Source organism: uncultured Campylobacter sp. (assembly GCF_947255105.1).
GTDB lineage: Bacteria > Campylobacterota > Campylobacteria > Campylobacterales > Campylobacteraceae > Campylobacter_B.
Genome location: NZ_CAMYFP010000010.1, coordinates 21,788 through 45,039, shown reverse-complemented (window position 1 = coordinate 45,039; position 23,252 = coordinate 21,788). Strand labels below are relative to the sequence as shown.

Here is a 23,252-nt window from a genome sequence, read left to right as displayed (position 1 = left end):
CTAATCATCTCTTTTTCCTCCCAAAATCTCACCCTTTGTAGTCACATATTTTTCCGGATTGGCCTCAAATTTCTCTTGGTTCTCTTCATTTTCAAAGAAGTAAGTTCTGTTGTAGTAGAGATAGTTAAATTTGGAGTTGTTTTTAATCTTTTTAAGGCTAACTGGATCTGTCACCATCTTTTCAACATCTTTTGAGAAAAATGATGCACCATTTTCTATCTCCTCTAAAGTGATTGTTATATTTTCACCGTCAAATTTAAACTCCAAAGGAATTGGATTGCAACCTCCAAATTTACCTACAGTTGGCAAAAATATCCTGACATTACAACTGATACAAATAAGATCATCACCTCTTTTTATATATCCCATATCGCCACAAATACTGCACGCATCAAAGACAGCAGTTGGAGAAAGTCTATCATTAAAGCGGTTGATAAGGAAAAATCTTATCTCTCTTCCCTGGTCTGTAATATAGGCAAACCTATGAAGCTTTCCATCTAGCACAATTTTTGCGTCAAATTTAAAGACTCCATCTACAGGCTCTACTATGATTGGAGTGCTTATGCGAGGTGGCGCTTGGGCGATGATTTTGAAGTAGGCGCTAAATGAGATGACAAGAGCTGCACAAAGCCCAAAGATAGTTGAGTTTATAATCCTCTGCTCTCTTGCTGCTAAATTTGTGCGGTAGCTAACAATATCCTCTTTTGAGACCTTTTTAGGCATAGAAAAGAGATAGATAGCGACAACTATAAGGCCAAGCAGGGCAAAGATATATGGAAAAAAGCCATTTGCATAGACTATCTTTGCAACTATAGAGAGAAGCTCAGGATCTTTTTTGATGAGTCCTTTGTGCATGAGATAGAGAGTAAAAAAGCCAACTCTATCGACAATCAAAACAGCACAGACAAAAATCACCAAAATGGCTCTAGAGGCGCGGTTTAAAATCTCTTTTGCTCTTTGAAGTATGAGAAAATAAAAGATAACTACCACAAATGCAAAAATTGTAAGAAAGAGGTTGATAAAGCCTACGCTATCTAAAAGCTCTCCCACAAAAAGCGGAAAGTTAGAGTTTAGGACTCCATACTCAAAGCCATAGCCAACACCTAAAGGGAAAAATAGCAAGCTTTTTAAAAGGGCATTTTTATAGATGAGAAGCAGTGGCAAAAGTGCTACAACAACTACTATAAAAATATCAAATACCGCTTTAAACTCACTATCCAAAAGGGCTTTTTTTGTAATTGAGAAAATAAGCAGCCCTCCACAAACTCCGACAAAGAACGGCAATAATCCAAATTTAATGGCTCTTTTTGAGGTTAGAAGTGAGATACAAAAAACGACAGCTAAAAAAGCTAAAACTACATGGTAAAAATAGATACTCATATAAATCCTTTAAATTTATGAAAGCTCTACAAACCAAAGAAAGCTCTTATAAATTTAAAGATGCCCTTGCGGACATCTTTTGTTTTAATCCTCTACAGCAGGAGTTCCTGTGTATTGGAATTTGTATGAAACTTCAAATGGTGCCCACCACTTACCAACACCTGTTGCTTTGTCAGCATGGCGACCAAAACCTTGAGTTGATGGATTTTTAATGCGGAATGTAAGCTCATAGTTACCAACGCCACCATCCATCTTGATATTTGAACCATAGTGAGGTCCATCACTTGCTACCATAGGCATAAATGTTCCTTTTTTGACCTTGCCATTGTCAAGGTTTTTAAGAACGTAAGAGACTTCCAAATATGGAATCCACTCACCAGCCGCAAAGCCGTTTTCATTGCCTTCGATAGCATGTATATCTGCCTCTAGGTGGATATCTGCCAAACTTGGTGGAAGATCAATACCTTTAGGCTCCATATCTATTGGTTGAAGATAAACTGCTGCTATCTCCATACCATTTTTCTCTATTGGCTCGCCAATAGGAACCTCTCCTGCAACTGCAAAAAGCGAAAATACGCTCAACATTAGAGCGCCACTTAAAAATTTGTTCATTTATTCTCCTTTATTGTGGTTTAATTTCTTTCTTTTCATTATTATAATTCCTACTATAAGTAGTGTCACTAAGATAACTTGCGGTATCAAGCTCTCTTTGTATGGATAAATTCCTAGCCATGTTATTGTAGGGAATCCGTGCAAGATGGTTGGAACAAAGACTTTGCCTTCAACTAGCTCCATAACGCCCTTTCCTACAAATACAATTGACATGTAGAATATGATTGCCGAAGTAAACATAAAAAATGGTTTTATTGGTATCTTTATAGAGAAGTATTTAAAGATAAAAAATGCCAAAATCAAAACTATAATACCAACTATAAAGCCAACTCCTACCATACCCAAAGAGTAGGCATCATGTGCGTCAAATATAAGTACTTGATAAAACAACACCGTCTCTGCGCCCTCTCTATAGACTGCTAAAAATACAGTCCACCAAAGTGCAAGTGTATCGCCTCTACCAAGACTTTCTGCAACCTCTCCTTTTATATAGTTGCTCCATTTTTTGGCTCCTGCGTTGCTTAACAACCAAAAGCCAACATAAAATAGCAGTCCAACTGCAACGAGCATAGTAGCACCCTCTAAAATCTCCCTACTTTGACCTGCATTTGAGAAGAGCAGATTTACCAAATAGGCTGTTGCAAAACTAAGTATTACGGCAATACCAAGTGAACTATAGACGATATTGAGTCTTTTTTCGTTGCCAGTTTTTACCAGATATGCCACTACAGCTGCAACAATTAAAAGTGCTTCAAAACCCTCTCTTAGTATGATAGTAAGCGAGTAGATAAAGAGCATTAAAGGTGAGCCTGAGTTTGAGATATTTTGAACACTAGCGGCAAGTTTATCAGCAAGGCTCTCTTGCTCAGCTAAAATTTGATCTTTGGAAGCACCAGTTTTCATAAGAGCTGCAATCTTGCTAAAACTTGCCTCAGTGCTAAGTTTCATCGCACTATCGATGGTGCCAACTTTTGCCTCCATACCGCTATCTTCATATTCATCAAAGTAGATATCTTGAGCCATTGAGATAGCTTGATCAACCTTGCCATCAACATAAAGCGCTAATACTTCGCCCATTTTTGAGTTGATATTTTCTACAACTATACTATAATCAACCTTTGTAGAGCCATCATTTGCATCTTTTGGAGCTAGTGCGTAGGACTCTTTTGGCAATTTGCTAATGGCAGTCGCTGTTAGGTCCCTCACATCTTTTATGTGCTGTTCAAATGCCTCTTTTTGAAGCTCTAAATTTTTGCTAAGTGCGTTGCCAATGATTTGTTGTATCATCTTATCCATTGTAAGACCGATATATTGTCTTATAGCTATCTCTAAATTTTTGTTTCTATAAATGTCAAATTTAGCATGATTTAGACCTGCTATAACAGCCTCTTTATCGCCCTTTTCATAGCCATCAAGCGCCTTTTTTAGACCAATATCCATCTCGTCGTATAGTTTAAACCATGGATTTGACACATCGCTTATATGTCCGCTTGCCTCAAGTCCTGCATCGTGGCTTTTTTGTGCGACTAGCTTTTTGCCCTCTTTTATGAGAGGAAGAATTTCATCAATCTCTTCTAAAAGATTGTTTATCATCGCTTCAACTAAATCTTGCGGCTTGTTGTCCCGTATCGCCTTTCTAATCTCGCCAAACTGCTTTTCCATAGCATAGGCCTTTTTTTGACCCAAATTTATACGGATGCCACCCTCTAGGAATTCAAAATGTCCAAAATATGCCTCTTGTGTTAGCTTTCTTGCGTTATCAGTATCTTGTGCTTCATAGCTACTAATAGCCTGTGAAAAAAGATCTTTTATCGCATCTGCCTCTTTATCGTAATCGGTAGCTTGTAAAGTTACCGCTCCAAAGATAAATAAGAAGATCAAAAATAATTTTCGCATTAATTCGCCTTAAAGTTATTATTTTGTTATGAAATCAAATATCATAATCTTTCTATAGAGGAGATTTTACACTTATCAAGCTTAAAAATTATTTAGAAATTAAAATATATGAGAAAATTGTGCCGCTTGTAAATTTAGTATTTGAAATTTAAACAAAATCCTCCAAATTTAAGTGGCTAAATTTGGAGGTTTGAGCCTATTTATTTAGTAGTTTTTTGGCTCTTTTTGCAATGTTGATATCGCTAAAGCCAAAGTGTTTGAAAAGGTCTGCTGCCTTGCCACTATCGCCAAAGCTACTCATAGCCACTATATCATCGGCAAATTTATACCACTCCAAAGCTGAGCTTGCCTCGACGGCTAAAATTTTGCTATTTTTGTTAAATATCCTATCTAAGTAGCTCTCATCTTGTTCGCATAAAAGGTCAAAGCATGGCGCGCTTACAACATTTGTAGCGATATCTTCATTTTGCAAAATGGCAGCTGCTTTTAAACAAAGAGAGACTTCACTTCCACTTGCAACTAGTGTAATGAGTGGATTTTTTGTCTCTTTTAAAAGATAGGCTCCATTGCTAGCTTCACCAAAAACACCCTTTGGCAAAGGCTCTAAGCCCTGTCTTGAGCAGACAAATGCTGATGGGGCGTTTAGTTTTAGAGCAACTTTCCATGACTCTACATTTTCATTTCCATCGGCTGGCCTAAAGGTATAGAAATTTGGCATAGCTCTAAAGGTTGAGAGCTGTTCTATTGGCTGATGAGTTGGGCCATCTTCGCCAACGCCGATACTATCGTGAGTAAAGACAAAGAAATTTTTAGTTCTCATAAGTGCTGCTATCCTAGCTGATGGCTTGAGATAGTCGCTAAAGATAAAAAATGTAGCACAAAATGGAATAAAAAGTCCATATCTTGCAAAGCCGTTACAAATGGCTGCCATTGCGTGCTCTCTTATGCCAAATCTTAAATTTTTGCCATTTGGAAAATCGCCACTATCTTTTAGATCTGTCTTATTAGATGGCGCAAGATCGGCACTTCCGCCCACAAAACCAACAAGGGCTTTGGATATTGCATTTAAAATCTCGCCATTGCTCTCTCTAGTTGCCACCTTTTTGCCACTAAAATCTGGAAAATCTATCTTTGAAAAGTCTGGATTTAGCAACTTTTCTAAAAGCTCTTTTTTCTCATCACTCATTCCAAGCAACTTCTCTTTCCAAATTTTCTCTTCCAAATCACCCTTTTCAACGGCAGCTCTAGTCTCAAACAAAACATCATCATCTACCACAAAAGTTGCATTTTCGTCAAATTTAGCCTGCTTTTTGGCTCTTTTTAAAAGCTCTTCGCCAAGTGGTGCGCCGTGAGTTTTGTTACTCCCCTCTAGCTCACACGCTCCTTTGCCAATCTTTGTATTTACAATTATTAAAAATGGCTTAGTTTTGTTCTTGACCTCATCAAAAGCTGCTTGAATCTGGTTGAAGTTGTGCCCATCGATGCGAACCACGTCAAATCCTTGCGCCTCAAATCTAGTCTTTACATCTTCATTCCAAGCAATACTCGTATCGCCTTCGATGGTGATGTTGTTGGAGTCATATATCAAAACTAAATTGTCAAGCTTGTGTCGTCCTGCAAGTGTGCAGGCCTCATAACTAATGCCCTCTTGCAAGTCGCCATCGCCACAAAAACAGTAAATTTTATGATCTATTATTTTGCTATTTTTTTCGTTTAGTAAGTTTGAAGCGTATTTGCTAGCCATCGCAAAGCCTACGGCGTTGGCAACTCCTTGCCCTAAAGGTCCTGTTGCGACCTCAATTCCTGGCGTTGTAACTTCTGGATGACCTGGAGTTTTGGAACCAAGTTGCCTAAACTGCTTGATATCGTCCATTGTTAGCTCATATCCACTAAGGTAGAGATAGCTATAGATAAGAGCGCTTGCATGTCCGCCTGAAAAGACAACTCTATCTCTGTTTAGCCAATGCGGGTTTTTTGGATTGTGTTTTACATAGTTCATAAAGACAGCCATCACATCTGAAAGTCCCATCGGTGCGCCAGGGTGTCCTGAGTTTGCCTTTTGTATCATGTCGGCACTTAAAAATTTAATAGTGTTTGAGATTTTTTCTAACATTTCAATCCTTTAAATATCGTTTTATCAATCCATCTATAAGAGTTTGAATCTTTTTATCAAAGCCCTTTACCTCTAGCTCAATCTTTTCTATAAGCTCTGCTCTTTTGGCTTTTGCTCCCTCTAGTCCTGCTAAATTTACAAATGAGTTTTTGTTGATGTCGTTGTTGGTTGTCTTGCCAGCCTCTTTAACGCTCTTTGTAGCGTCGATAATATCATCATTAATCTGAAAAGCAAGTCCCAAATCTAGCCCTATTTTATAAATTTGTTCTGATTTTTCTTGGCTCATTCCGCCAATTATTGCACCCATTTGCAAGCTTGCAGCAATAAGTGCGCCTGTTTTCTTAAGGTGCATAAATGAAACCTCTTGCAAATTTAGCTTTTTGTTTTCAAAGTAACAATCAATCGCCTGTCCAAGCACCATCCCTCTTATGCCACCATTTTTAGAGAGAATCTCTATACAAGAGAGTGCTTTGTCTTTGTCTAAATTTGAGGTTGCAATGAGATAAAAAGCCTCTGTATTTAGCCCATCGCCTGCTAATATCGCTGTTGTTTCATCATAGAGTAGATGAAGAGTTTTGGCGCCTCTTCTTAAGTCTGCATTGTCCATCGCTGGGAGATCATCGTGAATTAGCGAATAGGTATGAAAAAGTTCTACAGCAAGGGCTACTCTTAATGAGTCCTCCACTCTTTTTTCGTCCAAAGACTCTACCATTCCAAGCAGTAGTTGAGCGCGAAAATGTTTGCCGCCAAGCGATACTGTATAGTTTAGCGCCTCATTAAAAAAGGGATGAAAGCTCTCTACAAAGATTTTGTTCTCTTTTAGATAGCTGTTAAATTTATCTAACACTTAAAGTCCTCCAAGAGATGAGAGGTTGCCAAGTGTTTTGGCTAGTGACTCTTTTTTTTCATTTTCTATAAGTTTTATTGCGTCATTCATAGCTGAAATTAGCAAAATTTGCAAACTCTCCTTATCTGTTAGCAAAGAGTCATCGATATTTAGGTCAAGTACTTCGCCGTTGCCATTTACTCTTATCTCAACAAGTCCGCCGCCACATTTGACGCCAAACTCTCTTTTTTTGCTCTCCTCTTCAAGCTCTTTTGCTCTCTTTTGCATCTCATCTAACATTGAGCCCATCTTTGAAAAATCAATTCCCTCAAACATCTACACTCCTTTTATAAAACTTAGTTTATAATCTCATTTTTATCATTTACATGCACAACTGTTGGCTTAAATTTCAGCGCCTCTTCTTTGGTTAAATTTACATAACTTACAATTATAACAACATCTCCTATGCAAACTTTCCTGGCTGCGGCGCCATTTAGGCAAATCTCGCCCCTTTTGTCGCCACTTATGATATAGGTTGCAAAACGCTCGCCGTTATTGACATTTAGAATCTCAACCTTTTGAAACTCTATCAAATTTGCAGCCTTTATAAGCTCTTTGTCAATTGTGATTGAGCCTACATAGTTTAAATTTGCATCTGTAACTCTTGCTCTGTGAATCTTACTTTGAAGCATCTCTATTGTCATTTTTCGCCTCCATAATCTCTTCTACACACTCTTTGTCACTAAAATGGTGTTTAACTCCATCTATCTCTTGATAATCTTCATCGCCTTTTCCCAAAATTGCAACAATATCGCCCTTTTTTGCCAAACTAATGGCCTTTGTGATTGCCTTTTTGCGATCAGGTTCTATCAAAACAGAGTCTCGCATCTGCATTCCGCTAACAATATCCTCTATAATAGCCTCTTTTTTCTCACTTCTTGGATTGTCACTTGTGACTATTGTTATCTTAGAATATCTTTGTGCAACTCTGCCCATTATTGGACGTTTAAGCCTATCTCTATCGCCACCTGCACCAAAAACTGTGATGATGTTTTTGCTTTTTAGAGATGAGAGGATATTTTCCATGCCATCTGGAGTGTGCGCAAAATCCACTATAACTAAAGGATCTTGCCAAACAACCTCAACTCTGCCCTTAACTCCTGCAAAATTGGCAAGTGCTTTTACAATCTCATCATCATCTTTTTTTGTTAGAAGCGCTATCGCGCCAAAAGCTGCAAGTAGGTTGTAGAGATTGAACTCCCCTACTAAAGGGCTTGAGAGCAAACTCTCTTTTTGCGGACTTTTAATAACTGCATCTATCCCCTCTTTTAAGCTATAGGCCTTTATACAAAATGTAGCTGGCGACTTGATAGCGTAAGTAGCGGCGTTTTGGTGGTTGAATGAGAGTTTGCCATCATCAATATTGATAAGTTTAAGAGTGCTATCTTGAAAAAAGCTACTTTTAACACGGACATACTCTTCAAAAGTCTTGTGATAATCTAGGTGATCTTGAGTTAAATTTGTAAAGATTTTGAGTGAGAAAAAAAGCCCATCAATCCTGTTTTGAGCAATAGCGTGAGAGCTTACCTCCATAACAAAGTAGTCGCACTTTGCCTTTGTGGCTTCCAACAAATAGCTTAAATTTTTAAGTGGCATAGCTGTTGTAAGAGCCTTTTTATCAACCTCTTTGTCATTGATGAAAAATCCTCTAGTACCAGCAAGTGCTGCCTTATAACCCAAATCCAAAAGTGTAGAATAGATCGCTGCTGCTGTTGTGGTCTTGCCATTGGTGCCTGTAATGCCAACTATCTTAATCTTTTCATTAATTCCCAAAAGCGCAATTGCCTCTTTGGCACTTAGCAACTTGGCGCCATTTTGCACTGCCTCATCTGCATAAATTTGGTTATTGTTGCTTTTTAAAAAGTAGCAGCCCTTTACAACCTCTTTGGAGTTGTCTGTAATAAAATTATCTGTAATTTCTAGTTTCATTCTCTTTTATCTTATTTATAAGTTCGTCTATTTTTTCGTCCCACGAATAAAGCTCTGCCATCATAACGATATATTTAATGGCTAAGTCAAATTTGCCGTTTTTAACAAGCAAATCGATAAAATCAAGTAGGTCAAACTTGTTTTTGATGATGAGTTTTGTGCTAGTCATGATACTTAAAAGATAGCGATCTATATCTTTATCTTTGCTGTTTTTCAAAAGCTCCCTAAACTCACTATAATCAATAGTCGCATCATTTAAAAGTAGTTCATTGATACTATTTTTTGTATCATCAAAATCAACTATTTTAATGCAATTTAAAAGATAGTCAAAATCCGGATGAGCACTACTAATGTAGTCTAGAAAAAGTTCGTTTGCTCTTGTTTTTTGCTCATTTGCCAACAGACAAAGAGAGAGCAAGAAGTCAAGTTCATCAACGCTCATCTCATCTTTTGCCAAAGAGAGATAGCTTTTTGCTAGCTCGTAATTTTGGGATTTGAAGGCACTGATTGCCAATTTTTTAAAACTCAAAGAGCAAAGTCCTCGCCAGCTGGAATATTTACAACACTAAGTTCTGGGTGAATTTCTATCTTTAATTGACGCTCTATGCCATATTTAAGAGTTTGTGTACTAGCAGAGCAACCATGACATGCCCCAAGAAGACGGACATATACAACACCCTCTTTGATGCCTAAAATATCGATATCGCCACCATCGTTTAAAAGCATCGGTCTAATTCTTTCAATGACTGTTGCTACTGGCTCTTGTAGCTCTTCGTCGCTAAATGGTATCATCAAATCTCCTTTTTCAACATTATACAATCATTATTGCTATATTTTAACCACTATTTTGTAAATAAAAAGAAAAATATTGGCTAGTTTTGGCTATTTTAGTTTATATATTGAAGATTAAAATCTCTGTAAATCTAAGAGATAAACTTGAAATTTAAAAGTGTTTTTAGTTTAAATTTCATTAAGTTTCGGGAAAGCCCCGAAACTTGAGTTATTTTACAAACTCTATAAATGCCATAATAGCGGCATCACCCTTTCTTTGGCGAGTTTTTACAACTCTTGTATAGCCGCCATTTCTACTCTCATATCGTGGTGCTATCTCATTCAGTAGTTTTTTGGTAGCCTCTTTATCGCTAAGTGCTGCAAAAACAGCTCTATGTGCGTTGGCATCACCAGCTCTTGCTCTTGTGATAAGCTTTTCTACAAAGCCTCTAAGCTCCATAGCTTTTGCAAGTGTAGTCTCTATTTTTTCTGCATTTATCATTGCTATAGTTAAATTTTTCAATAGTGCAGCACGATGAGAAGAGGTTCTATTTAATTTTCTATATCCGTGGTTGTGTCTCATTGATCTTCCTTATTTTCTAATTTTAACTCATTAAGTTTTTTGGCTAGTTGCTCTTTGTTTTTAACAACATCTTCAGAGCCTATAGGATAACCAATCTCCTCCATAACGGTCTTGATCTCCTCCATTGACTTTTTGCCCAAATTTTTAATCTCTTTGATTTGACCTTCATCCATAACCAAAAGCTCACCAATATAGACAATGCCAGCTCTATCAAGGCAGTTAAAGCTTCTAGCGCTCAAATTTAGACTTGTAATGTTTTCAAACAACTTCTCATTTTGTGCAGTTGATTGGATACTAGGAACTATCGCACTTGTGTCTATATTTGCCAAGCCTGAAAAGACTGAAAGCTGTTGATAAAGTGACTCTAGCGCATTTTTAAAAGCATCACTTGGAGTGATCTGTCCATCTGTAGTGATAGTAAAAGTTACTCTTTCGTAGTCTGGATTGTCTTCAACTAAGACATTATCTATCTCATATACCGCTCTTTTTACCGGTGTAAAAAATGCATCAAGAACGATAAAATCGCTATCAATATACTCTCTTAATTCTTCGCTTGGAACATATCCTATGCCTTTTTCAACGATAAGTTTAAAGCTCAAATCTGCATCTTCATTGATGGTTGCAAGGTAGGCGTTTGGATTTACTATCTCTATGAGATCGTTATTTAAATCAGCACCTCTAATCTCTTTTGGTCCCTTAAAATGATATTGGACTATCTCTCTTTTTGAGTTATTTTTTATTTTAAATCTTAAATTTTTTAAATTTATGATAAAGACTGCTACATCTTCAAGCATCCCTCTCATACTATCAAACTCGTGGGTAACACCATCTATTTTTATGCCAGTTGGTGCATAACCAACTGTGCTTGTATAAAGAAGTCTTCTTAAAGGATGAGCAACAGTAACTCCATAGCCTGTTTCAAATGGATATGCGATAATCTTTGCTTTGTTTTCACTCACATTTTCCACTTCGATCTTAGTCGGTATATAGGCTGATGTTGTAATCTTTCTCATCTTTATCCTCCTAATTATTTAGAGTAGAGCTCTACTATAAATCTCTCCTCAACAGGTATGACAACCTCTTCTCTTTCAGGAGTTCTAGTAAAGATACCATATCTTTTATCTTTTTCAACATCTACCCAAGTAACGATGCCAGTTTGTGCTGTAAGCTCAACTGCTCTAGCTATCTGTGGGTTTTGTTTACTTCTCTCTCTTATCTCTATTTTTTGTCCTGGTTGAACTGAGTAAGATGGAATATCAACCTTTTTGCCATCTACCAAAACATGTCCGTGGCTAACAAGTTGTCTTGCAAAACGACGAGTTGTTGCAAAGCCCATTCTATAAACAACATTATCAAGTCTTTGCTCTAAAAGTTGTATAAGAATAGATCCTGTGTTGCCATCTCTTCTTGCAGCTTCTTGGAATAGGCGTCTAAATTGTCTTTCATTGACACCATACATAAATTTAGCTTTTTGTTTTTCACGAAGCTGAAGTCCATATTCACTTATTTTTGCTCTTCTTTGACCATGTTGTCCTGGTGCGAAAGGTCTTTTATCGACGGCACTTTTGCCTGCCAATCTTCTCTCACCTTTCATTGCAAGTGATACGCCAAGACGTCTTTCTATCTTTTCAACCGGTCCTATATATCTTGCCATAACTCTTCTCCTTTACTTATACACGGCGGCGTTTTGGTGGTCTACAACCATTGTGAGGAAGCGGTGTAATGTCTTTAAAATAAAGAACTTTAATTCCCTCAACAGATCCAACACTCTTAACAGCAGTCTCTCTACCACTTCCAGGACCTTGAACTTTAATGCCCACCTCTTTAATACCATGCTCTTTTGCTTTATTTAGCGCATCCTCAACAGCTTGTTGAGCCGCATAAGGAGTTGATTTTTTGCTACCTTTAAAACCAAGACCACCGGCACTACTCCATGAAATAACATTTCCCATCTCATCAGTAACTGTTACCATTGTGTTGTTAAATGTTGCGCAGATATAAACTATACCTCTTGCGATATTTTTCTTAACAACTCTTTTTCTTACAATTTTTCTTTTTGCCATCTCTTATCCCTTACTTAGCTGAAGCTGCGCCAACAGTTTTACGCTTACCTTTTCTGGTTCTTGCGTTTGTTTTGGTTTTTTGACCTCTAACTGGAAGCCCTCTTCTATGTCTTAAGCCTCTATAATTGCCCAAATCCATTAAAGACTTGATATCCATAGCAACACTTTTTCTAAGATCACCCTCAACCATGTAGTGTTCTTGAATCTCTTTTCTGATGGCTGCTGCCTCTTCTTCACTAAGCTCATGAACTCTCTTGTCATAAGAAATTCCAACTGCATCAAGAATTTTTCTTGAAGTAAAAAGCCCTATACCATAAATGTAGGTAAGACCATACTCTATTCTTTTTTTCTTTGGTAAATCAACACCTGCTATACGAGCCATACTTTATCCTTGTCTTTGTTTATGTTTTGGATTTTGACATATGACATGAACTATGCCTTTACGTTTAACAATCTTGCAATTGTCACACATCTTCTTAACAGAAGGACGAACTTTCATCACTCTCTCCTAAAAAATTTATTTCCACTTAATCAACTGCTACTTTAGGTTTTGACGAATTCAAACCAACTGTTTTTAAAATAGTGGTAATTTTAAAAACACTTCTTCAAACAGTTTAGTTGCAAAGCTGTAATTTTAACTAGATTTAGCTTTAAATTTACTTATATCTGTAAGTAATTCGACCTTTATCTAAGCTATATGGTGTAAGCTCAACCTTTACACGATCTCCTGGCATGATCTTTATATAGTGCATTCTCATCTTTCCTGCTATATGACAAAGTATTGTATGCTTGTTATCAAGCTCAACTTTAAATGTAGCATTTGGAAGTGCCTCTATAACATCACCATCAATCTCTATGACATCATCTTTTGCCATCCACTCTCCTTTCTGTAAATTTGTATCAATCTAACTTTAAATTTGAAATTTAACTACTCATCAATGCTTAATATCTCAACAGCACCATCAACCACAGCTAAGCAATGCTCGTAGTGGCTTGTGCGAAGACCATCGGCACTTGTTACAGCCCATTTGTCTTTGGCAATGATTGGATTGCCATCTTTTTGACAAATCATCGGCTCAATACAAAAAACCATATTATTTCTTATCTTTGGACCTGATTTTGGATTGCTGCCCTCTAAGTAATTTGGAATTTCAGGCTCTTCATGCGGTCTCTTGCCAATGCCATGACCACAAAAACCTCTCAAAGGAACAAAGCCACGCGATAAGATAAATTTCTCTATCTCATAACTTAGCTCTTTAAAGTGCATTCCAACCTTGATAAAGTCGATAGCATGATAGAGTGAATCTTTGCTGCAAGCAATAAGCTCTTCATCTTTTTTGGATATTTTGCCAACTGGATAGGTTCTTGCGCTATCTCCAAAGTAGCCATGTAGATTACTTCCAAGATCAACACTTACGATATCGCCCTCTAGCAAAATTCTATCTTTTGGGATTCCATGTATGACAACTTCATTTACACTTATGCAAGCTGTATTTGGAAAGCCATAAAGCCCTTTAAATGCAGGTTTTGCACCATGATCTAAGATGATTTGCTCACAAATTTTATCAATCTCTAAAACATTTACACCTGGAGTTATAAAATTATTTAGATAGTCAAGGGCTTTGGCGACTATTTTATTAGCTGCTCTTAAGCCCTCGATATCTTTTTGATTTTTTAGTGAAATTGCCATTTATAGTCCAACCGCACTTAATGTTTCATACTTACTCATATAACGCTGCGCCTCAATCTTTCTCATAGTATCAAGCGCAACAGAGACTACAATTAGAACTGAAGTTCCTCCAAAAGCAAAAGGGACTCCCATAAATTTAGCAAGAACCCAAGGAATAGTTGAGATAAGTCCTAAATATAGAGCTCCATAAAAGGTAAGTCTGCTTGCTACATCATTTAAGAATGTTGCTGTATTTTCGCCAGGTCTAACTCCTGGGATAAATCCACCCTGCTTTTTTAGATTTTCACTGATATCTTTTGAGTTAAATGCAATTGATGCATAAAAATATGCAAAAAAGACAACAAAGATAAACATAAATATATGAAAATAATATCCATGCGGACTCATAAAGTCATTTAACTTTTGAAGAATAGGATTTGTGCTAGTTTGGAATATCGTTCCTGGAAACATCAAGATAGCACTTGCAAAAATTGGCGGAATTACTCCACTCAAATTTACCTTAATAGGTATGTAGTTCATAATTCTTTTGTGCTGATTTTGCATAATAACTTTTCTTGAGTATGCAACTGAAATTCTTCTCTCTCCAAGCTCCATAAAGATAACAAATCCAATAGTAGCCAAGATGATAACAACAATAAAAATAAGTGAGAAAACATTCATCTCGTTCGTATTTATAAGCATTACAGTTTCGCTAATAGCCCGTGGAATAGAGCTAACTATACCAGCAAAGATAATAAGGCTAATACCATTACCAATACCTCTTTGGGTAATTTGCTCTCCTATCCACATAAGCAACATTGTTCCTGTAAGCATTGAAAAACATGAAATAGCAATGAATAAATTTGAGTTTATCATAACTGCTTCTGAATTTACATTTTGTAGTCCAATGCTTACTCCAATTGCTTGAATCATAGTTATACCTATAGTTGCATAACGAATGATTTGCATATATTTTTGCATGCCATCGCGCTCTTTTTTAAGTTTTCCCAAATTTGGAAAAGTTGCTGCCATCAACTCCATTACAATTGACGCTGTAATGTATGGCATAATTCCCAAAGAGATGATACTAAATCTCTCTGCTGCGCGCCCTCCAAACATATTGAACATTCCAAGAGCGTTGTCTTTGTTGGCTGTAAAAAATTCTTTTATTATCTCAGCATTTACACCAGGCACTGGCACATATGCCAGCAACCTGTAGGCAAGCAAAAACCCTAAAGTAATAAAGATTTTGTTGCGTAGTGACTTATCCATTATTTTGATCCACTAGTTGTTATATTCTCATCTTTAATTTTGGAAGCTAATTCTGCTGCACCAGCTCCAATAATTTTGACTTTTTTGATATTGTTTGAAAACTTATGAACAGTTTTTAAGCTGTCTAAGTTAATCTCATCAAGCTCTTTAATAGTAGGAAATTTAGCTAAATTTATGACATAAGGCTTCTCTATTTTACTTACAAATCCAACCTTTGGAAGTCTTCTTTGAAGTGGTTGTTGACCACCCTCAAAACCTCTTTTTTCATTGTAACCTTTTCTAGCTTTTTGACCTTTTTGTCCCTTTGTTGAAGTCTTGCCCCAACCGCTACCGCTACCTCTTCCTACTCTTTTTCTATCTTTAGTTGAGCCAGGAGACTTTATTAAATTTTCCAATCCCATATTCTACTCCTTTAGCCTTTTAGCATACTAAGAGCTTTCATAGTTGCTCTTACCACGTTTGCTGGGTTGTTTGAACCAAGAGATTTTGTAAGAATGTCTTTAATTCCTGCAAGCTCCAAAACAGGTCTAGTTGAACCACCTGCGATAACTCCTGTACCTTCACTTGCTGGTTTTAGTAGAATTTTACTTGCATTATACTTAACCTCAATGTCGTGAGTTATAGTATCGCCATTCATCTTGACCTCTATGATATTTTTGAAGGCATCATCAACAGCTTTTTTAATAGCATCTGGAACCTCTTTTGACTTTCCAAAGCCATATCCTACAAGTCCTTTTTTGTTGCCTATTACAACAAGTGCTGTAAATCTAAATCTTCTACCGCCCTTAACGACCTTTGTAACCCTGCCGATATTGACGATTACCTCTTCAAATTCTTCTCTATTATATCTTTCCATCATCATTTCCTTTGGGTTATATTTTTATGTCGTTATCTCTTAGAGCTTGTGCAAAAGCTGCGATAACACCATGGTACAAATAGCCATTTCTATCAAAAATAGCCTCTTTTATCCCTTTGTCTTTGAGTTTGGCTGCAAAATCATTTGCCAAAGTTATAGCTCCATCCTTGTTTGCTTTGATCTTAAGAGCCAATCCACTACTTGCACAAAGTGTTGTGCCATTAATATCCTCTATAGCTTGGACATAAAGAGTTCTGTTTGATTTAAAAATTGTAACTCTTGGGCATGTAGAGCAACCTGAGATTTTACCTCTTATTTTTATCTTTCTTTTAGCTCTTAGGGCTAATTTTTTTCTATTGATACTTGCTTTCATACTCTACCCCTTCTTAGCTGTTTTACCGGCTTTTCTATTAATATGCTCATCAACATATTTAACACCTTTACCTTTATATGGCTCAGGTGGTCTAAACTCTCTAATTTTAGCAGCTACTTGACCAACTTGTTGTTTGTTTGAGCCTTTTACTGTGATAACGTTTTTATCAACTGTTATCTCTATGCCTTCAGGAATTGCGAAGTTGATAGGATGTGAAAATCCTAAAATAAGCTCCAAAATTTTACCTTTAACAGCTGCTCTATAGCCAACTCCATTTACCTCAAGCTGTTTTGAAAAACCATCTGTTAGACCAACAATAACATTATGTGCTAAAGATCTATAAGTTCCCCAATAAGCATTGCTTTGTCTGCTCTCATCTATTGGGCTAAAGGAGATCTTTTTGTTTTCTATTGCAACATTTACGTGATTTTTAAGCTCCAACTCAGTAACTTGATTGCCTTTTTTAAATTTCAAAACACTATTTTCAATGCTAACATCTATGCCGCTAGGGATAGATATTGGCTGTTTACCTATACGTGACATCTATTTCCTTTTTATTTGTCTAGGGTATTTCTACGCATTTGCGAATGGATACCACAATGCCATAAAAAGCCTCTTTTTACCAAATGGTACAAAGAACCTCACCACCAATACCTGCTTTACTAGCCTCAATACCGCTCATCACGCCCTTACTAGTAGAAACAACAACTGTTCCATAGCCGTTTTTAAATCTCTTGATATCATCTTTTCCTTGATAGATTCTTCTACCTGGCTTTGAAACTCTAGTTATCTCGTGAATTGGACTTTTGCCTTTTTCATCATACTTTAAAACAACATTTATAAATTTCTTGTTGCCCTCTTCGATGATATTAAAGCTATCTAAATAACCTTTATCTACGAAAATCTCAACAATTGCCTCAACAACTTTAGAGTGAAGAAGCTTTGTTGTCTCAAGTCTTCTTAATGCTGCATTTCTTATGCGTGTGATACTATCTGATACTATATCATTTAACATAATCTCTCCTTACCAGCTTGACTTTTTTAGACCAGGGATTAGTCCCTCGTTAGCCATTTTTCTAAGGCAGACTCTGCAAAGATTAAAATCTCTATAGACAGATTTTGGACGTCCGCAAATTTGACATCTTGTATATTTACGGGAGCTAAATTTTGCAGGGCGACTTGCCTTAGCTATCATTGATTTTTTTGCCATCTTACTTTCCTTTTGCAAAAGGCATACCCATAAGCTCTAGTAGCTTAAATGCCTCTTTATCACTATTTGTTGTTGTGACAACTGTAATATTCATACCATGAGGTCTTAAGATCTTATCGTACTCTACCTCTGGAAACATCAACTGCTCTTGTAAACCAAAATTGTAGTTGCCTCTTCCGTCAAATCCTTTTCTTGGAAGACCTCTAAAATCCTTAACTCTTGGAAGAGCTACTGAGATAAGCTTGTCTAAGAAGACATACATATTCTCTTTTCTCAAAGTAACCTTTATACCAACAGGGTGTCCTTCTCTTACTTTAAAGCTAGCAACTGATTTTTTAGCATTTACAACTACAGCCTTTTGACCAGCAATAAGAGAGATGGTGTCGGTCATATTTTGCAATACCTTTTGATCTCTTCCATCTTCACCTGCGCCAACGCTTATAACTATCTTTTCTATTGCAGGGATAAGCATAGGATTTTTAAACTCAAATTCCTTTAAAAGAGCTGGCTTAACCTCTTCTTTGTATTTAACATCAAGTCTATTTTTACTCATTCCTCAACCTTTGCAACATTTGAGATATCTATTGGCATCTCTTTATTAATAAATCCACCTTTTGGATTTTCTTCGCTTGGCTTGATAGCTTTTTTGGCAATCTTACAACCCTCAACAATAACTGCTCTTTTCTTAGGAAGGACCTTTAGGACCTTAGCCACTCTGCCTTTATCGTCGCCTGCAATAATCTTTACCTCATCGCCTTTTTTTATCTTAAATTTAACAGCCATTATAAAACCTCCGGTGCCAATGAAACGATCTTCATGAAGTTGGCATATCTTACCTCTCTACCAACTGGTCCAAAGATTCTAGTTCCTACTGGCTCTTTTTTGTTATCAAGTATAACTGCTGCATTTTCGTCAAATCTTATAAGAGAGCCATTTTCTCTATGAAGCTCTTTTTTGGTTCTAACTACAACAGCTTTTACTACTTGACCTCTTTTAATCTTGCCATTTGGAAGCGCTTTTTTAACAGAGCAAACTATAATATCTCCAATTGAAGCATATCTTCTTTTGCTGCCACCAAGCACTTTAATACACATAAGCTCTTTTGCACCGCTATTGTCAGCTACTGCCAATCTTGAAAAACTTTGTATCATTATTCAACTCCTCTTTTTAGCACTGACTTTAGGCGGAAATTCTTTCTTTTACTAAGTGGTCTGCACTCAATAGCTAAGATTGTATCACCTATATTTGCACTATTGTTCTCATCATGAACAAGATATTTTTTAAAGCGTTTTACAAATTTTCTATATTTTGGGTGCATAATTCTTCTCTCTACCAATACAGTAGCTGTTTTATCACCCGCTTTTTGCAATACAACGCCTTGAATTACTCTTTTAAGTGTCATTTTGCACTCCTTTTTGCATTGATTGCTGTCATTATCCTTGCAATGTCTTTTCTAACTTCACCAATCTCTTTAGGGTTCGTAAGTTGCATGGTCCTTAACTTCTGTCTTTGTGAAAACAAAAGCATCTTTTTTTCCTTTAACAGTGAATCTAGCTCAGCTAATTCTTTGTTTATCAAATCAGTATATTTCATTTTCACTTTCCCTTGATACTATTTTTGTTTTGAATGGTAACTTATGCATAGATAGAGTTAGCGCAGTTATAGCAATCTCTTTACTAGCGCCTGCCATTTCAAATATCATTCTTCCTGGTTTAATGTTCATAACCCACTCTTCAACTCCACCTTTACCTTTACCCATACGAGTTTCAAGAGGTTTTTTAGTAAGTGGCTTATCAGGAAATACTGTGATCCAAACTTTGGCTTGACGTTGAGCATATCTAGTCATTGCAATACGAGCCGCCTCTATCTGTCTTGAATTGATACGACCTGCCTCAACAGCTTTTAGTCCATAATCACCAAATGTAAGTTTTGTACCGCGGCTTGCATAACCACGATTTCTACCTTTCATCATTTTTCTATATTTAGTTCTTTTTGGCATTAACATGACTATCTACCCCTTCTTGTTCTGCGAGTGCGCTTTGGAGCCTCTTCTTGCTTTTCAGGCTGAATTCCTTTGTGTAAGACCTCACCCTTAAATATCCAAACTTTCACACCTATATTTCCATATGTAGTGTGTGCCTCTGCAAAACCATAATCTATCTTTGCTCTTAAGGTATGTAGCGGAACTCTTCCCTCTAAATACCACTCAGTTCTTGCCATCTCAGCTCCACCAAGTCTACCAGCAACGCATATCTTTATACCTTTTGCACCAGCTTTTTGAGCTGTTTGAATGACCTTTTTCATTGCTCTTCTAAAGGCAACTCTTCTTTCAAGTTGCATTGCGACATTTTCTGCTGCAAGCTGAGCTGAAGCGCCTGGCTTTCTCTCCTCTTTTATGTTGATAGCAACATCTTTACCAACTAGTTTAACTAGTTCGGTTCTAACATTTTCTATCTCGCCACCCTTTTTACCTATGATAACCCCAGGGCGTGCTGCTACAACTGTTACACGAATCTTCTTTGCAGTTCTTTCGATAACTATTTGAGAAATTCCAGCATAGTAAAGTTTAGATTTTAAGAATTTTCTTACCTTGTGGTCTTCACCTATATTCTCAGAAAGCACCTCTTTTGATGGAAACCATCGTGATTCCCAGTTTCTATTTATTCCTAGTCTAAGACCTATTGGATTGACTTTTTGTCCCATATTATGCTTCCTTCTTTTCTGGTTTAGATACTTCAACTGTGATATGAGCTGTAGGTTTTCTGATACGTCCAGCTGTTCCTCTAGCACGTGGTCTAAATCTCTTCAACACAGGACCTGCATCAACTCTACAACTTGATACAACAACCTCTTCAGGCTCAAAGCCACCATTTGCTACAGCACTATTTATAGCATCCGCTATATATTTTGCACCGCGATTTGGCATAAAACTAAGACTTGCAAGTGCATACTCAGCATTGAGTCCTACCACTTCTCTTGCTATAAGTCTAGTTTTTGTAGGAGAAAGTCTAATAAATTTAATAGTTGCTCTACTCATTATCTACTCCTAATTTCCTACTTTTTTCTGTACTGTGCCTTTATGGCCTCTAAATGTACGTGTTGGTGCAAACTCACCAAGCTTATATCCTACATGGTTTTCTGTTATATAAACAGGTATGAAACTTTTGCCATTATGAACATTAAATGTTAGCCCAATCATCTCAGGAGTTATAGTGCTTCTTCTTGACCATGTTTTAATTGGCTTATTGTCATTGGCTTTTTTTGCAGCCAAAGTTTTTTTCATTAAATACTCATCAACAAAAGGTCCTTTTTTTAGCGATCTAGCCATTATCTACCTTTCTTTCTTGATATTATAAGTCTATCACTTGCTTTTTTAGAGCGAGTTTTTGCACCCTTAGTTGGCTTGCCCCATGGAGTAACTGGATGGCGACCTGAGTTTTTCTTACCCTCTCCACCACCGTGTGGGTGATCAACTGGGTTCATCGCACTTCCTCTAGTTTGTGGGCGTACTCCTCTGTAGCGATTTCTACCTGCTTTTCCAATAGAAATATTAGCCCACTCTTCATTGCCAACATGTCCGATAGTTGCCATACACTCTGCTAAGACTTTTCTCATCTCACCGCTTGGTAGTCTAAGTATGACATATTTGCCCTCTTTTCCAGCAACTTGAGCATATCCGCCAGCACTTCTTGCAATCTGAGCACCTTTTCCTGGCTTTAACTCTATGTTGTGAACTATTGTTCCAGCTGGCATTGCCTTTAGTTTCATAGCATTGCCTACTTTAATATCTAGTCCTGTCTCATCTGAGATAACTGTATCGCCAACATTGAGTCCGCTTGGATGAATGATATATCTCTTCTCTCCATCTACATAATTTAAAAGTGCAATTCTGCAATTTCTATATGGGTCGTATTGAATAGACTCAACCTTTGCAGGGATGCCATATTTTCTTCTTTTAAAATCAATAACTCTATAGAGTTTTTTAGCACCTGCCTCTTTATGACGACTAGTGATTCTACCTTTGTTATTCCTTCCTATGGCTGCTGGAAGTTTTTTAAGTAGTGCTCTAACAGTTGGTTTTGAAGTTATATCATCGCTAGAAATTCCTGTCATAAACCTTCTGCTTGGAGTGTATGGTTTATAAGTCTTTATTGACATTTTACGCTCCTATATTCTCTAAACTAGCACCTTCAGGTAGTGTAACGTAGAATTTTTTATAGTTAATTCTGCTACCAACTCTACCTCTAAAGCGCTTCACTTTTCCACTCATTCTTAAAGAATTAACCTTAAGCGGAGTGACTCCAAAATACTCTTTTAGCACCTCTTTTAGCCTATTTTTTGTCATTTTTGGCGATGTCTGTATAACAACAACACCACCTTCTTGAAGGCCAAGAGTCTTTTCTGTATAAAGAATTGTTTTTATATCTGTAATATCTGCCATTTTAGCCCTCTTTTATAATCTGATTTAGTGCTGATTTTTCTATGATTACTGCACTATATATAGCAACTAAATATGCATTGATCTCATTTTTATCAATAACATAGCAATTTGCTAAATTTCTATATGCTAAAAGTGTCTGTGCATCAAGCTCATCTTTTACCACTAAAAGATCTCTAACACCTAAATTCTTAACAAAATTTGCGGCATCTTTAGTCTTACCTGAATCTATTGTCAAGCTATCTATAGCAAAAAGTTTATCCTGCTCTGCTTTTCTAAAAAGTGCATACTCTAAAGCAAGTCTTTTTTGTTTTTTATTGACTTTTTGATAGTAATTTCTGTTGGTTGATGGACCAAAAACTACTCCACCGCCTGTCCAGACAGGATTTCTTTTAGAGCCTACTCTTGCAGAGCCTGTTCCCTTTTGTCTCCAAGGTTTTTTGCCACTTCCGCTAACTTGTGATCTATCTTTTGCGCTAGCAGTATTTGCACGAAGTGATGCTTGATATGATTTTACATATAGGTATAGATTGTGCGGATTGATACTGGCATACTCTTTTGGAAGATCTATTGACTTTGACTCTTCTAATTTTTCATTTAATACAGCTATTTTGCTCATTTAACTATCCTTACTCTACCCATTGAACCGTTAAAGCCTGCAACGCAACCTTTAACTACCAAAATATTACTTTTCTCATCAAAGCTAATTACTTCATTTTTAACTGTAACTTTGACATTTCCTGTCTGTCCTGGCATTCTTCTACCTGGTTGAACTCTACCTGGCCACTCACAGTTACCAATTGATCCAGATCTTCTGTGAAATCTACTTCCGTGAGATTTTGGACCGCCGGCAAAACCGTGTCTTTTCATAACGCCTTGAAAACCTTTACCTTTTGAAGTAAAGCTTGATTTAACCTCTTTTGCCTCTTTTAATGGAGCTTTGTTTTGATCTCCAACTTCGGCATTTTCAACTTTAAGTGTTACAAATTTATTAAACTCAGCAGTTAGGTTATACTTTTTTTGTTGACCTAAAATTGCCCTGTTTGTTCTCTTTCCCTGCGCATAAGCCACTATAGCACTACCACTTTCTTTTGTTTCACATACTTTTGCATCTACAACTTTAAGTAGTGTAACAGGGGTACTTGTGATGCCAATAGTTCTACTCATGCCAATTTTTTCAACTATATATTCCATAACTTCC

The 23,252-nt window shown here is 36.8% G+C and carries 38 protein-coding genes; all 38 read right to left on the bottom strand.

All coding sequences use genetic code 11. The features are described 5' to 3' along the window. Positions 1 to 1,380 carry a Fe-S-containing protein gene (locus tag Q0X52_RS06235; RefSeq protein WP_297576166.1) on the bottom strand — a complete coding sequence of 460 codons (1,380 nt, stop codon included), beginning with the start codon at positions 1,378 to 1,380 and terminating at the stop codon, positions 1 to 3. A gap of 84 nt (positions 1,381 to 1,464) precedes the next feature. Then, the gene (locus tag Q0X52_RS06230) at positions 1,465 to 1,992 is read right to left on the bottom strand and encodes an iron transporter (RefSeq protein ID WP_297576164.1); all 528 of its coding nucleotides are present in this window, start codon (positions 1,990 to 1,992) and stop codon (positions 1,465 to 1,467) included. Continuing rightward, positions 1,993 to 3,888, bottom strand: a complete 1,896-nt coding sequence (locus tag Q0X52_RS06225) for an FTR1 family protein (protein WP_297576162.1) — start codon at positions 3,886 to 3,888, stop codon at positions 1,993 to 1,995. Positions 3,889 to 4,084: 196 nt separating this feature from the next. After that, positions 4,085 to 6,001, bottom strand: coding sequence for a transketolase (gene tkt, locus Q0X52_RS06220; RefSeq protein ID WP_297576160.1), 1,917 nt, complete (start codon positions 5,999 to 6,001; stop codon positions 4,085 to 4,087). A gap of 1 nt (position 6,002) precedes the next feature. Further along, the gene (locus Q0X52_RS06215; RefSeq protein ID WP_297576158.1) at positions 6,003 to 6,848 is read right to left on the bottom strand and encodes a polyprenyl synthetase family protein; all 846 of its coding nucleotides are present in this window, start codon (positions 6,846 to 6,848) and stop codon (positions 6,003 to 6,005) included. Continuing rightward, entirely contained in the window at positions 6,849 to 7,163 is a 315-nt protein-coding gene (locus Q0X52_RS06210) for a YbaB/EbfC family nucleoid-associated protein (RefSeq protein WP_297576152.1), read from the bottom strand. Between the two features lie 20 nt (positions 7,164 to 7,183). Next, on the bottom strand, positions 7,184 to 7,531 hold the full coding sequence (panD, locus tag Q0X52_RS06205) for an aspartate 1-decarboxylase (protein WP_297576145.1): 348 nt from the start codon (positions 7,529 to 7,531) through the stop codon (positions 7,184 to 7,186). Beyond that, a complete protein-coding gene (locus Q0X52_RS06200; RefSeq protein WP_297576143.1) occupies positions 7,506 to 8,816 on the bottom strand; it encodes a UDP-N-acetylmuramoyl-L-alanyl-D-glutamate--2,6-diaminopimelate ligase in 1,311 nt (436 codons plus the stop codon). Before Q0X52_RS06200 ends, panD begins: the two co-directional genes overlap by 26 nt. Then, positions 8,794 to 9,345 carry a hypothetical protein gene (locus Q0X52_RS06195; RefSeq protein ID WP_297576141.1) on the bottom strand — a complete coding sequence of 184 codons (552 nt, stop codon included), beginning with the start codon at positions 9,343 to 9,345 and terminating at the stop codon, positions 8,794 to 8,796. The genes Q0X52_RS06200 and Q0X52_RS06195 overlap by 23 nt, the downstream gene beginning before the upstream one ends. Then, positions 9,342 to 9,608 carry a NifU family protein gene (locus Q0X52_RS06190; RefSeq protein ID WP_297576139.1) on the bottom strand — a complete coding sequence of 89 codons (267 nt, stop codon included), beginning with the start codon at positions 9,606 to 9,608 and terminating at the stop codon, positions 9,342 to 9,344. The genes Q0X52_RS06195 and Q0X52_RS06190 overlap by 4 nt, the downstream gene beginning before the upstream one ends. 208 nt (positions 9,609 to 9,816) lie before the next feature. Further along, entirely contained in the window at positions 9,817 to 10,170 is a 354-nt protein-coding gene (rplQ, locus tag Q0X52_RS06185) for a 50S ribosomal protein L17 (RefSeq protein ID WP_297576137.1), read from the bottom strand. Further along, the gene (locus Q0X52_RS06180; RefSeq protein ID WP_297576135.1) at positions 10,167 to 11,183 is read right to left on the bottom strand and encodes a DNA-directed RNA polymerase subunit alpha; all 1,017 of its coding nucleotides are present in this window, start codon (positions 11,181 to 11,183) and stop codon (positions 10,167 to 10,169) included. The genes rplQ and Q0X52_RS06180 overlap by 4 nt, the downstream gene beginning before the upstream one ends. Positions 11,184 to 11,197: 14 nt before the next feature. Next, entirely contained in the window at positions 11,198 to 11,824 is a 627-nt protein-coding gene (gene rpsD / locus Q0X52_RS06175; RefSeq protein WP_297576132.1) for a 30S ribosomal protein S4, read from the bottom strand. A gap of 16 nt (positions 11,825 to 11,840) precedes the next feature. After that, positions 11,841 to 12,233 carry a 30S ribosomal protein S11 gene (gene rpsK, locus Q0X52_RS06170; protein ID WP_297576130.1) on the bottom strand — a complete coding sequence of 131 codons (393 nt, stop codon included), beginning with the start codon at positions 12,231 to 12,233 and terminating at the stop codon, positions 11,841 to 11,843. 10 nt (positions 12,234 to 12,243) lie between these two features. After that, the gene (gene rpsM, locus Q0X52_RS06165) at positions 12,244 to 12,615 is read right to left on the bottom strand and encodes a 30S ribosomal protein S13 (protein WP_297576127.1); all 372 of its coding nucleotides are present in this window, start codon (positions 12,613 to 12,615) and stop codon (positions 12,244 to 12,246) included. Between the two features lie 3 nt (positions 12,616 to 12,618). Then, the gene (gene rpmJ, locus Q0X52_RS06160) at positions 12,619 to 12,732 is read right to left on the bottom strand and encodes a 50S ribosomal protein L36 (RefSeq protein ID WP_297576125.1); all 114 of its coding nucleotides are present in this window, start codon (positions 12,730 to 12,732) and stop codon (positions 12,619 to 12,621) included. Positions 12,733 to 12,889: 157 nt separating this feature from the next. Next, positions 12,890 to 13,108: a translation initiation factor IF-1 gene (gene infA / locus Q0X52_RS06155; RefSeq protein WP_297576124.1), complete on the bottom strand. Its 219-nt coding sequence runs from the start codon at positions 13,106 to 13,108 to the stop codon at positions 12,890 to 12,892. Positions 13,109 to 13,161: 53 nt separating this feature from the next. After that, on the bottom strand, positions 13,162 to 13,923 hold the full coding sequence (gene map / locus Q0X52_RS06150; protein WP_297576121.1) for a type I methionyl aminopeptidase: 762 nt from the start codon (positions 13,921 to 13,923) through the stop codon (positions 13,162 to 13,164). Continuing rightward, positions 13,924 to 15,174, bottom strand: a complete 1,251-nt coding sequence (secY, locus tag Q0X52_RS06145; RefSeq protein WP_297576119.1) for a preprotein translocase subunit SecY — start codon at positions 15,172 to 15,174, stop codon at positions 13,924 to 13,926. After that, a complete protein-coding gene (gene rplO, locus Q0X52_RS06140) occupies positions 15,174 to 15,575 on the bottom strand; it encodes a 50S ribosomal protein L15 (protein ID WP_297576117.1) in 402 nt (133 codons plus the stop codon). The genes secY and rplO overlap by 1 nt, the downstream gene beginning before the upstream one ends. Before the next feature lie 11 nt (positions 15,576 to 15,586). Then, positions 15,587 to 16,030 (bottom strand): 30S ribosomal protein S5, encoded by a 444-nt coding sequence (rpsE, locus tag Q0X52_RS06135; RefSeq protein ID WP_297576114.1) that lies wholly within the window; start codon positions 16,028 to 16,030, stop codon positions 15,587 to 15,589. 16 nt (positions 16,031 to 16,046) lie between these two features. Then, the gene (gene rplR / locus Q0X52_RS06130) at positions 16,047 to 16,403 is read right to left on the bottom strand and encodes a 50S ribosomal protein L18 (protein WP_297576112.1); all 357 of its coding nucleotides are present in this window, start codon (positions 16,401 to 16,403) and stop codon (positions 16,047 to 16,049) included. Between the two features lie 3 nt (positions 16,404 to 16,406). Beyond that, positions 16,407 to 16,946 (bottom strand): 50S ribosomal protein L6, encoded by a 540-nt coding sequence (gene rplF, locus Q0X52_RS06125; protein ID WP_297576106.1) that lies wholly within the window; start codon positions 16,944 to 16,946, stop codon positions 16,407 to 16,409. A gap of 76 nt (positions 16,947 to 17,022) precedes the next feature. Then, a complete protein-coding gene (gene rpsH, locus Q0X52_RS06120) occupies positions 17,023 to 17,418 on the bottom strand; it encodes a 30S ribosomal protein S8 (protein WP_297576104.1) in 396 nt (131 codons plus the stop codon). 9 nt (positions 17,419 to 17,427) lie between these two features. Next, entirely contained in the window at positions 17,428 to 17,613 is a 186-nt protein-coding gene (locus Q0X52_RS06115) for a type Z 30S ribosomal protein S14 (RefSeq protein ID WP_297576102.1), read from the bottom strand. A 1-nt stretch (position 17,614) separates the two neighbouring features. After that, positions 17,615 to 18,166 carry a 50S ribosomal protein L5 gene (rplE, locus tag Q0X52_RS06110; RefSeq protein WP_297576100.1) on the bottom strand — a complete coding sequence of 184 codons (552 nt, stop codon included), beginning with the start codon at positions 18,164 to 18,166 and terminating at the stop codon, positions 17,615 to 17,617. Beyond that, the gene (rplX, locus tag Q0X52_RS06105; protein ID WP_297576098.1) at positions 18,163 to 18,396 is read right to left on the bottom strand and encodes a 50S ribosomal protein L24; all 234 of its coding nucleotides are present in this window, start codon (positions 18,394 to 18,396) and stop codon (positions 18,163 to 18,165) included. Before rplX ends, rplE begins: the two co-directional genes overlap by 4 nt. Further along, a complete protein-coding gene (rplN, locus tag Q0X52_RS06100) occupies positions 18,396 to 18,764 on the bottom strand; it encodes a 50S ribosomal protein L14 (protein WP_297576096.1) in 369 nt (122 codons plus the stop codon). Before rplN ends, rplX begins: the two co-directional genes overlap by 1 nt. Continuing rightward, positions 18,764 to 19,015, bottom strand: a complete 252-nt coding sequence (rpsQ, locus tag Q0X52_RS06095; RefSeq protein WP_297576094.1) for a 30S ribosomal protein S17 — start codon at positions 19,013 to 19,015, stop codon at positions 18,764 to 18,766. The genes rplN and rpsQ overlap by 1 nt, the downstream gene beginning before the upstream one ends. Further along, positions 19,012 to 19,206, bottom strand: a complete 195-nt coding sequence (rpmC, locus tag Q0X52_RS06090; protein ID WP_297576092.1) for a 50S ribosomal protein L29 — start codon at positions 19,204 to 19,206, stop codon at positions 19,012 to 19,014. Before rpmC ends, rpsQ begins: the two co-directional genes overlap by 4 nt. Next, positions 19,193 to 19,618: a 50S ribosomal protein L16 gene (gene rplP, locus Q0X52_RS06085; RefSeq protein WP_297576090.1), complete on the bottom strand. Its 426-nt coding sequence runs from the start codon at positions 19,616 to 19,618 to the stop codon at positions 19,193 to 19,195. The genes rpmC and rplP overlap by 14 nt, the downstream gene beginning before the upstream one ends. Positions 19,619 to 19,620: 2 nt before the next feature. Next, positions 19,621 to 20,316 (bottom strand): 30S ribosomal protein S3, encoded by a 696-nt coding sequence (gene rpsC, locus Q0X52_RS06080; protein ID WP_297576088.1) that lies wholly within the window; start codon positions 20,314 to 20,316, stop codon positions 19,621 to 19,623. Between the two features lies 1 nt (position 20,317). Further along, positions 20,318 to 20,650: a 50S ribosomal protein L22 gene (gene rplV, locus Q0X52_RS06075; RefSeq protein WP_297576087.1), complete on the bottom strand. Its 333-nt coding sequence runs from the start codon at positions 20,648 to 20,650 to the stop codon at positions 20,318 to 20,320. A gap of 9 nt (positions 20,651 to 20,659) precedes the next feature. Further along, positions 20,660 to 20,941, bottom strand: coding sequence for a 30S ribosomal protein S19 (gene rpsS / locus Q0X52_RS06070; protein WP_297576085.1), 282 nt, complete (start codon positions 20,939 to 20,941; stop codon positions 20,660 to 20,662). Further along, on the bottom strand, positions 20,941 to 21,771 hold the full coding sequence (gene rplB / locus Q0X52_RS06065; RefSeq protein WP_297576083.1) for a 50S ribosomal protein L2: 831 nt from the start codon (positions 21,769 to 21,771) through the stop codon (positions 20,941 to 20,943). Before rplB ends, rpsS begins: the two co-directional genes overlap by 1 nt. Before the next feature lies 1 nt (position 21,772). Next, complete coding sequence (locus tag Q0X52_RS06060; RefSeq protein ID WP_297576081.1) at positions 21,773 to 22,054, bottom strand: 50S ribosomal protein L23; 282 nt, start codon at positions 22,052 to 22,054, stop codon at positions 21,773 to 21,775. 1 nt (position 22,055) lies between these two features. Further along, complete coding sequence (rplD, locus tag Q0X52_RS06055; protein WP_297576079.1) at positions 22,056 to 22,670, bottom strand: 50S ribosomal protein L4; 615 nt, start codon at positions 22,668 to 22,670, stop codon at positions 22,056 to 22,058. Next, positions 22,667 to 23,245: a 50S ribosomal protein L3 gene (gene rplC / locus Q0X52_RS06050; protein ID WP_297576076.1), complete on the bottom strand. Its 579-nt coding sequence runs from the start codon at positions 23,243 to 23,245 to the stop codon at positions 22,667 to 22,669. The genes rplD and rplC overlap by 4 nt, the downstream gene beginning before the upstream one ends. Between the last annotated feature and the right edge of the window lie 7 nt (positions 23,246 to 23,252).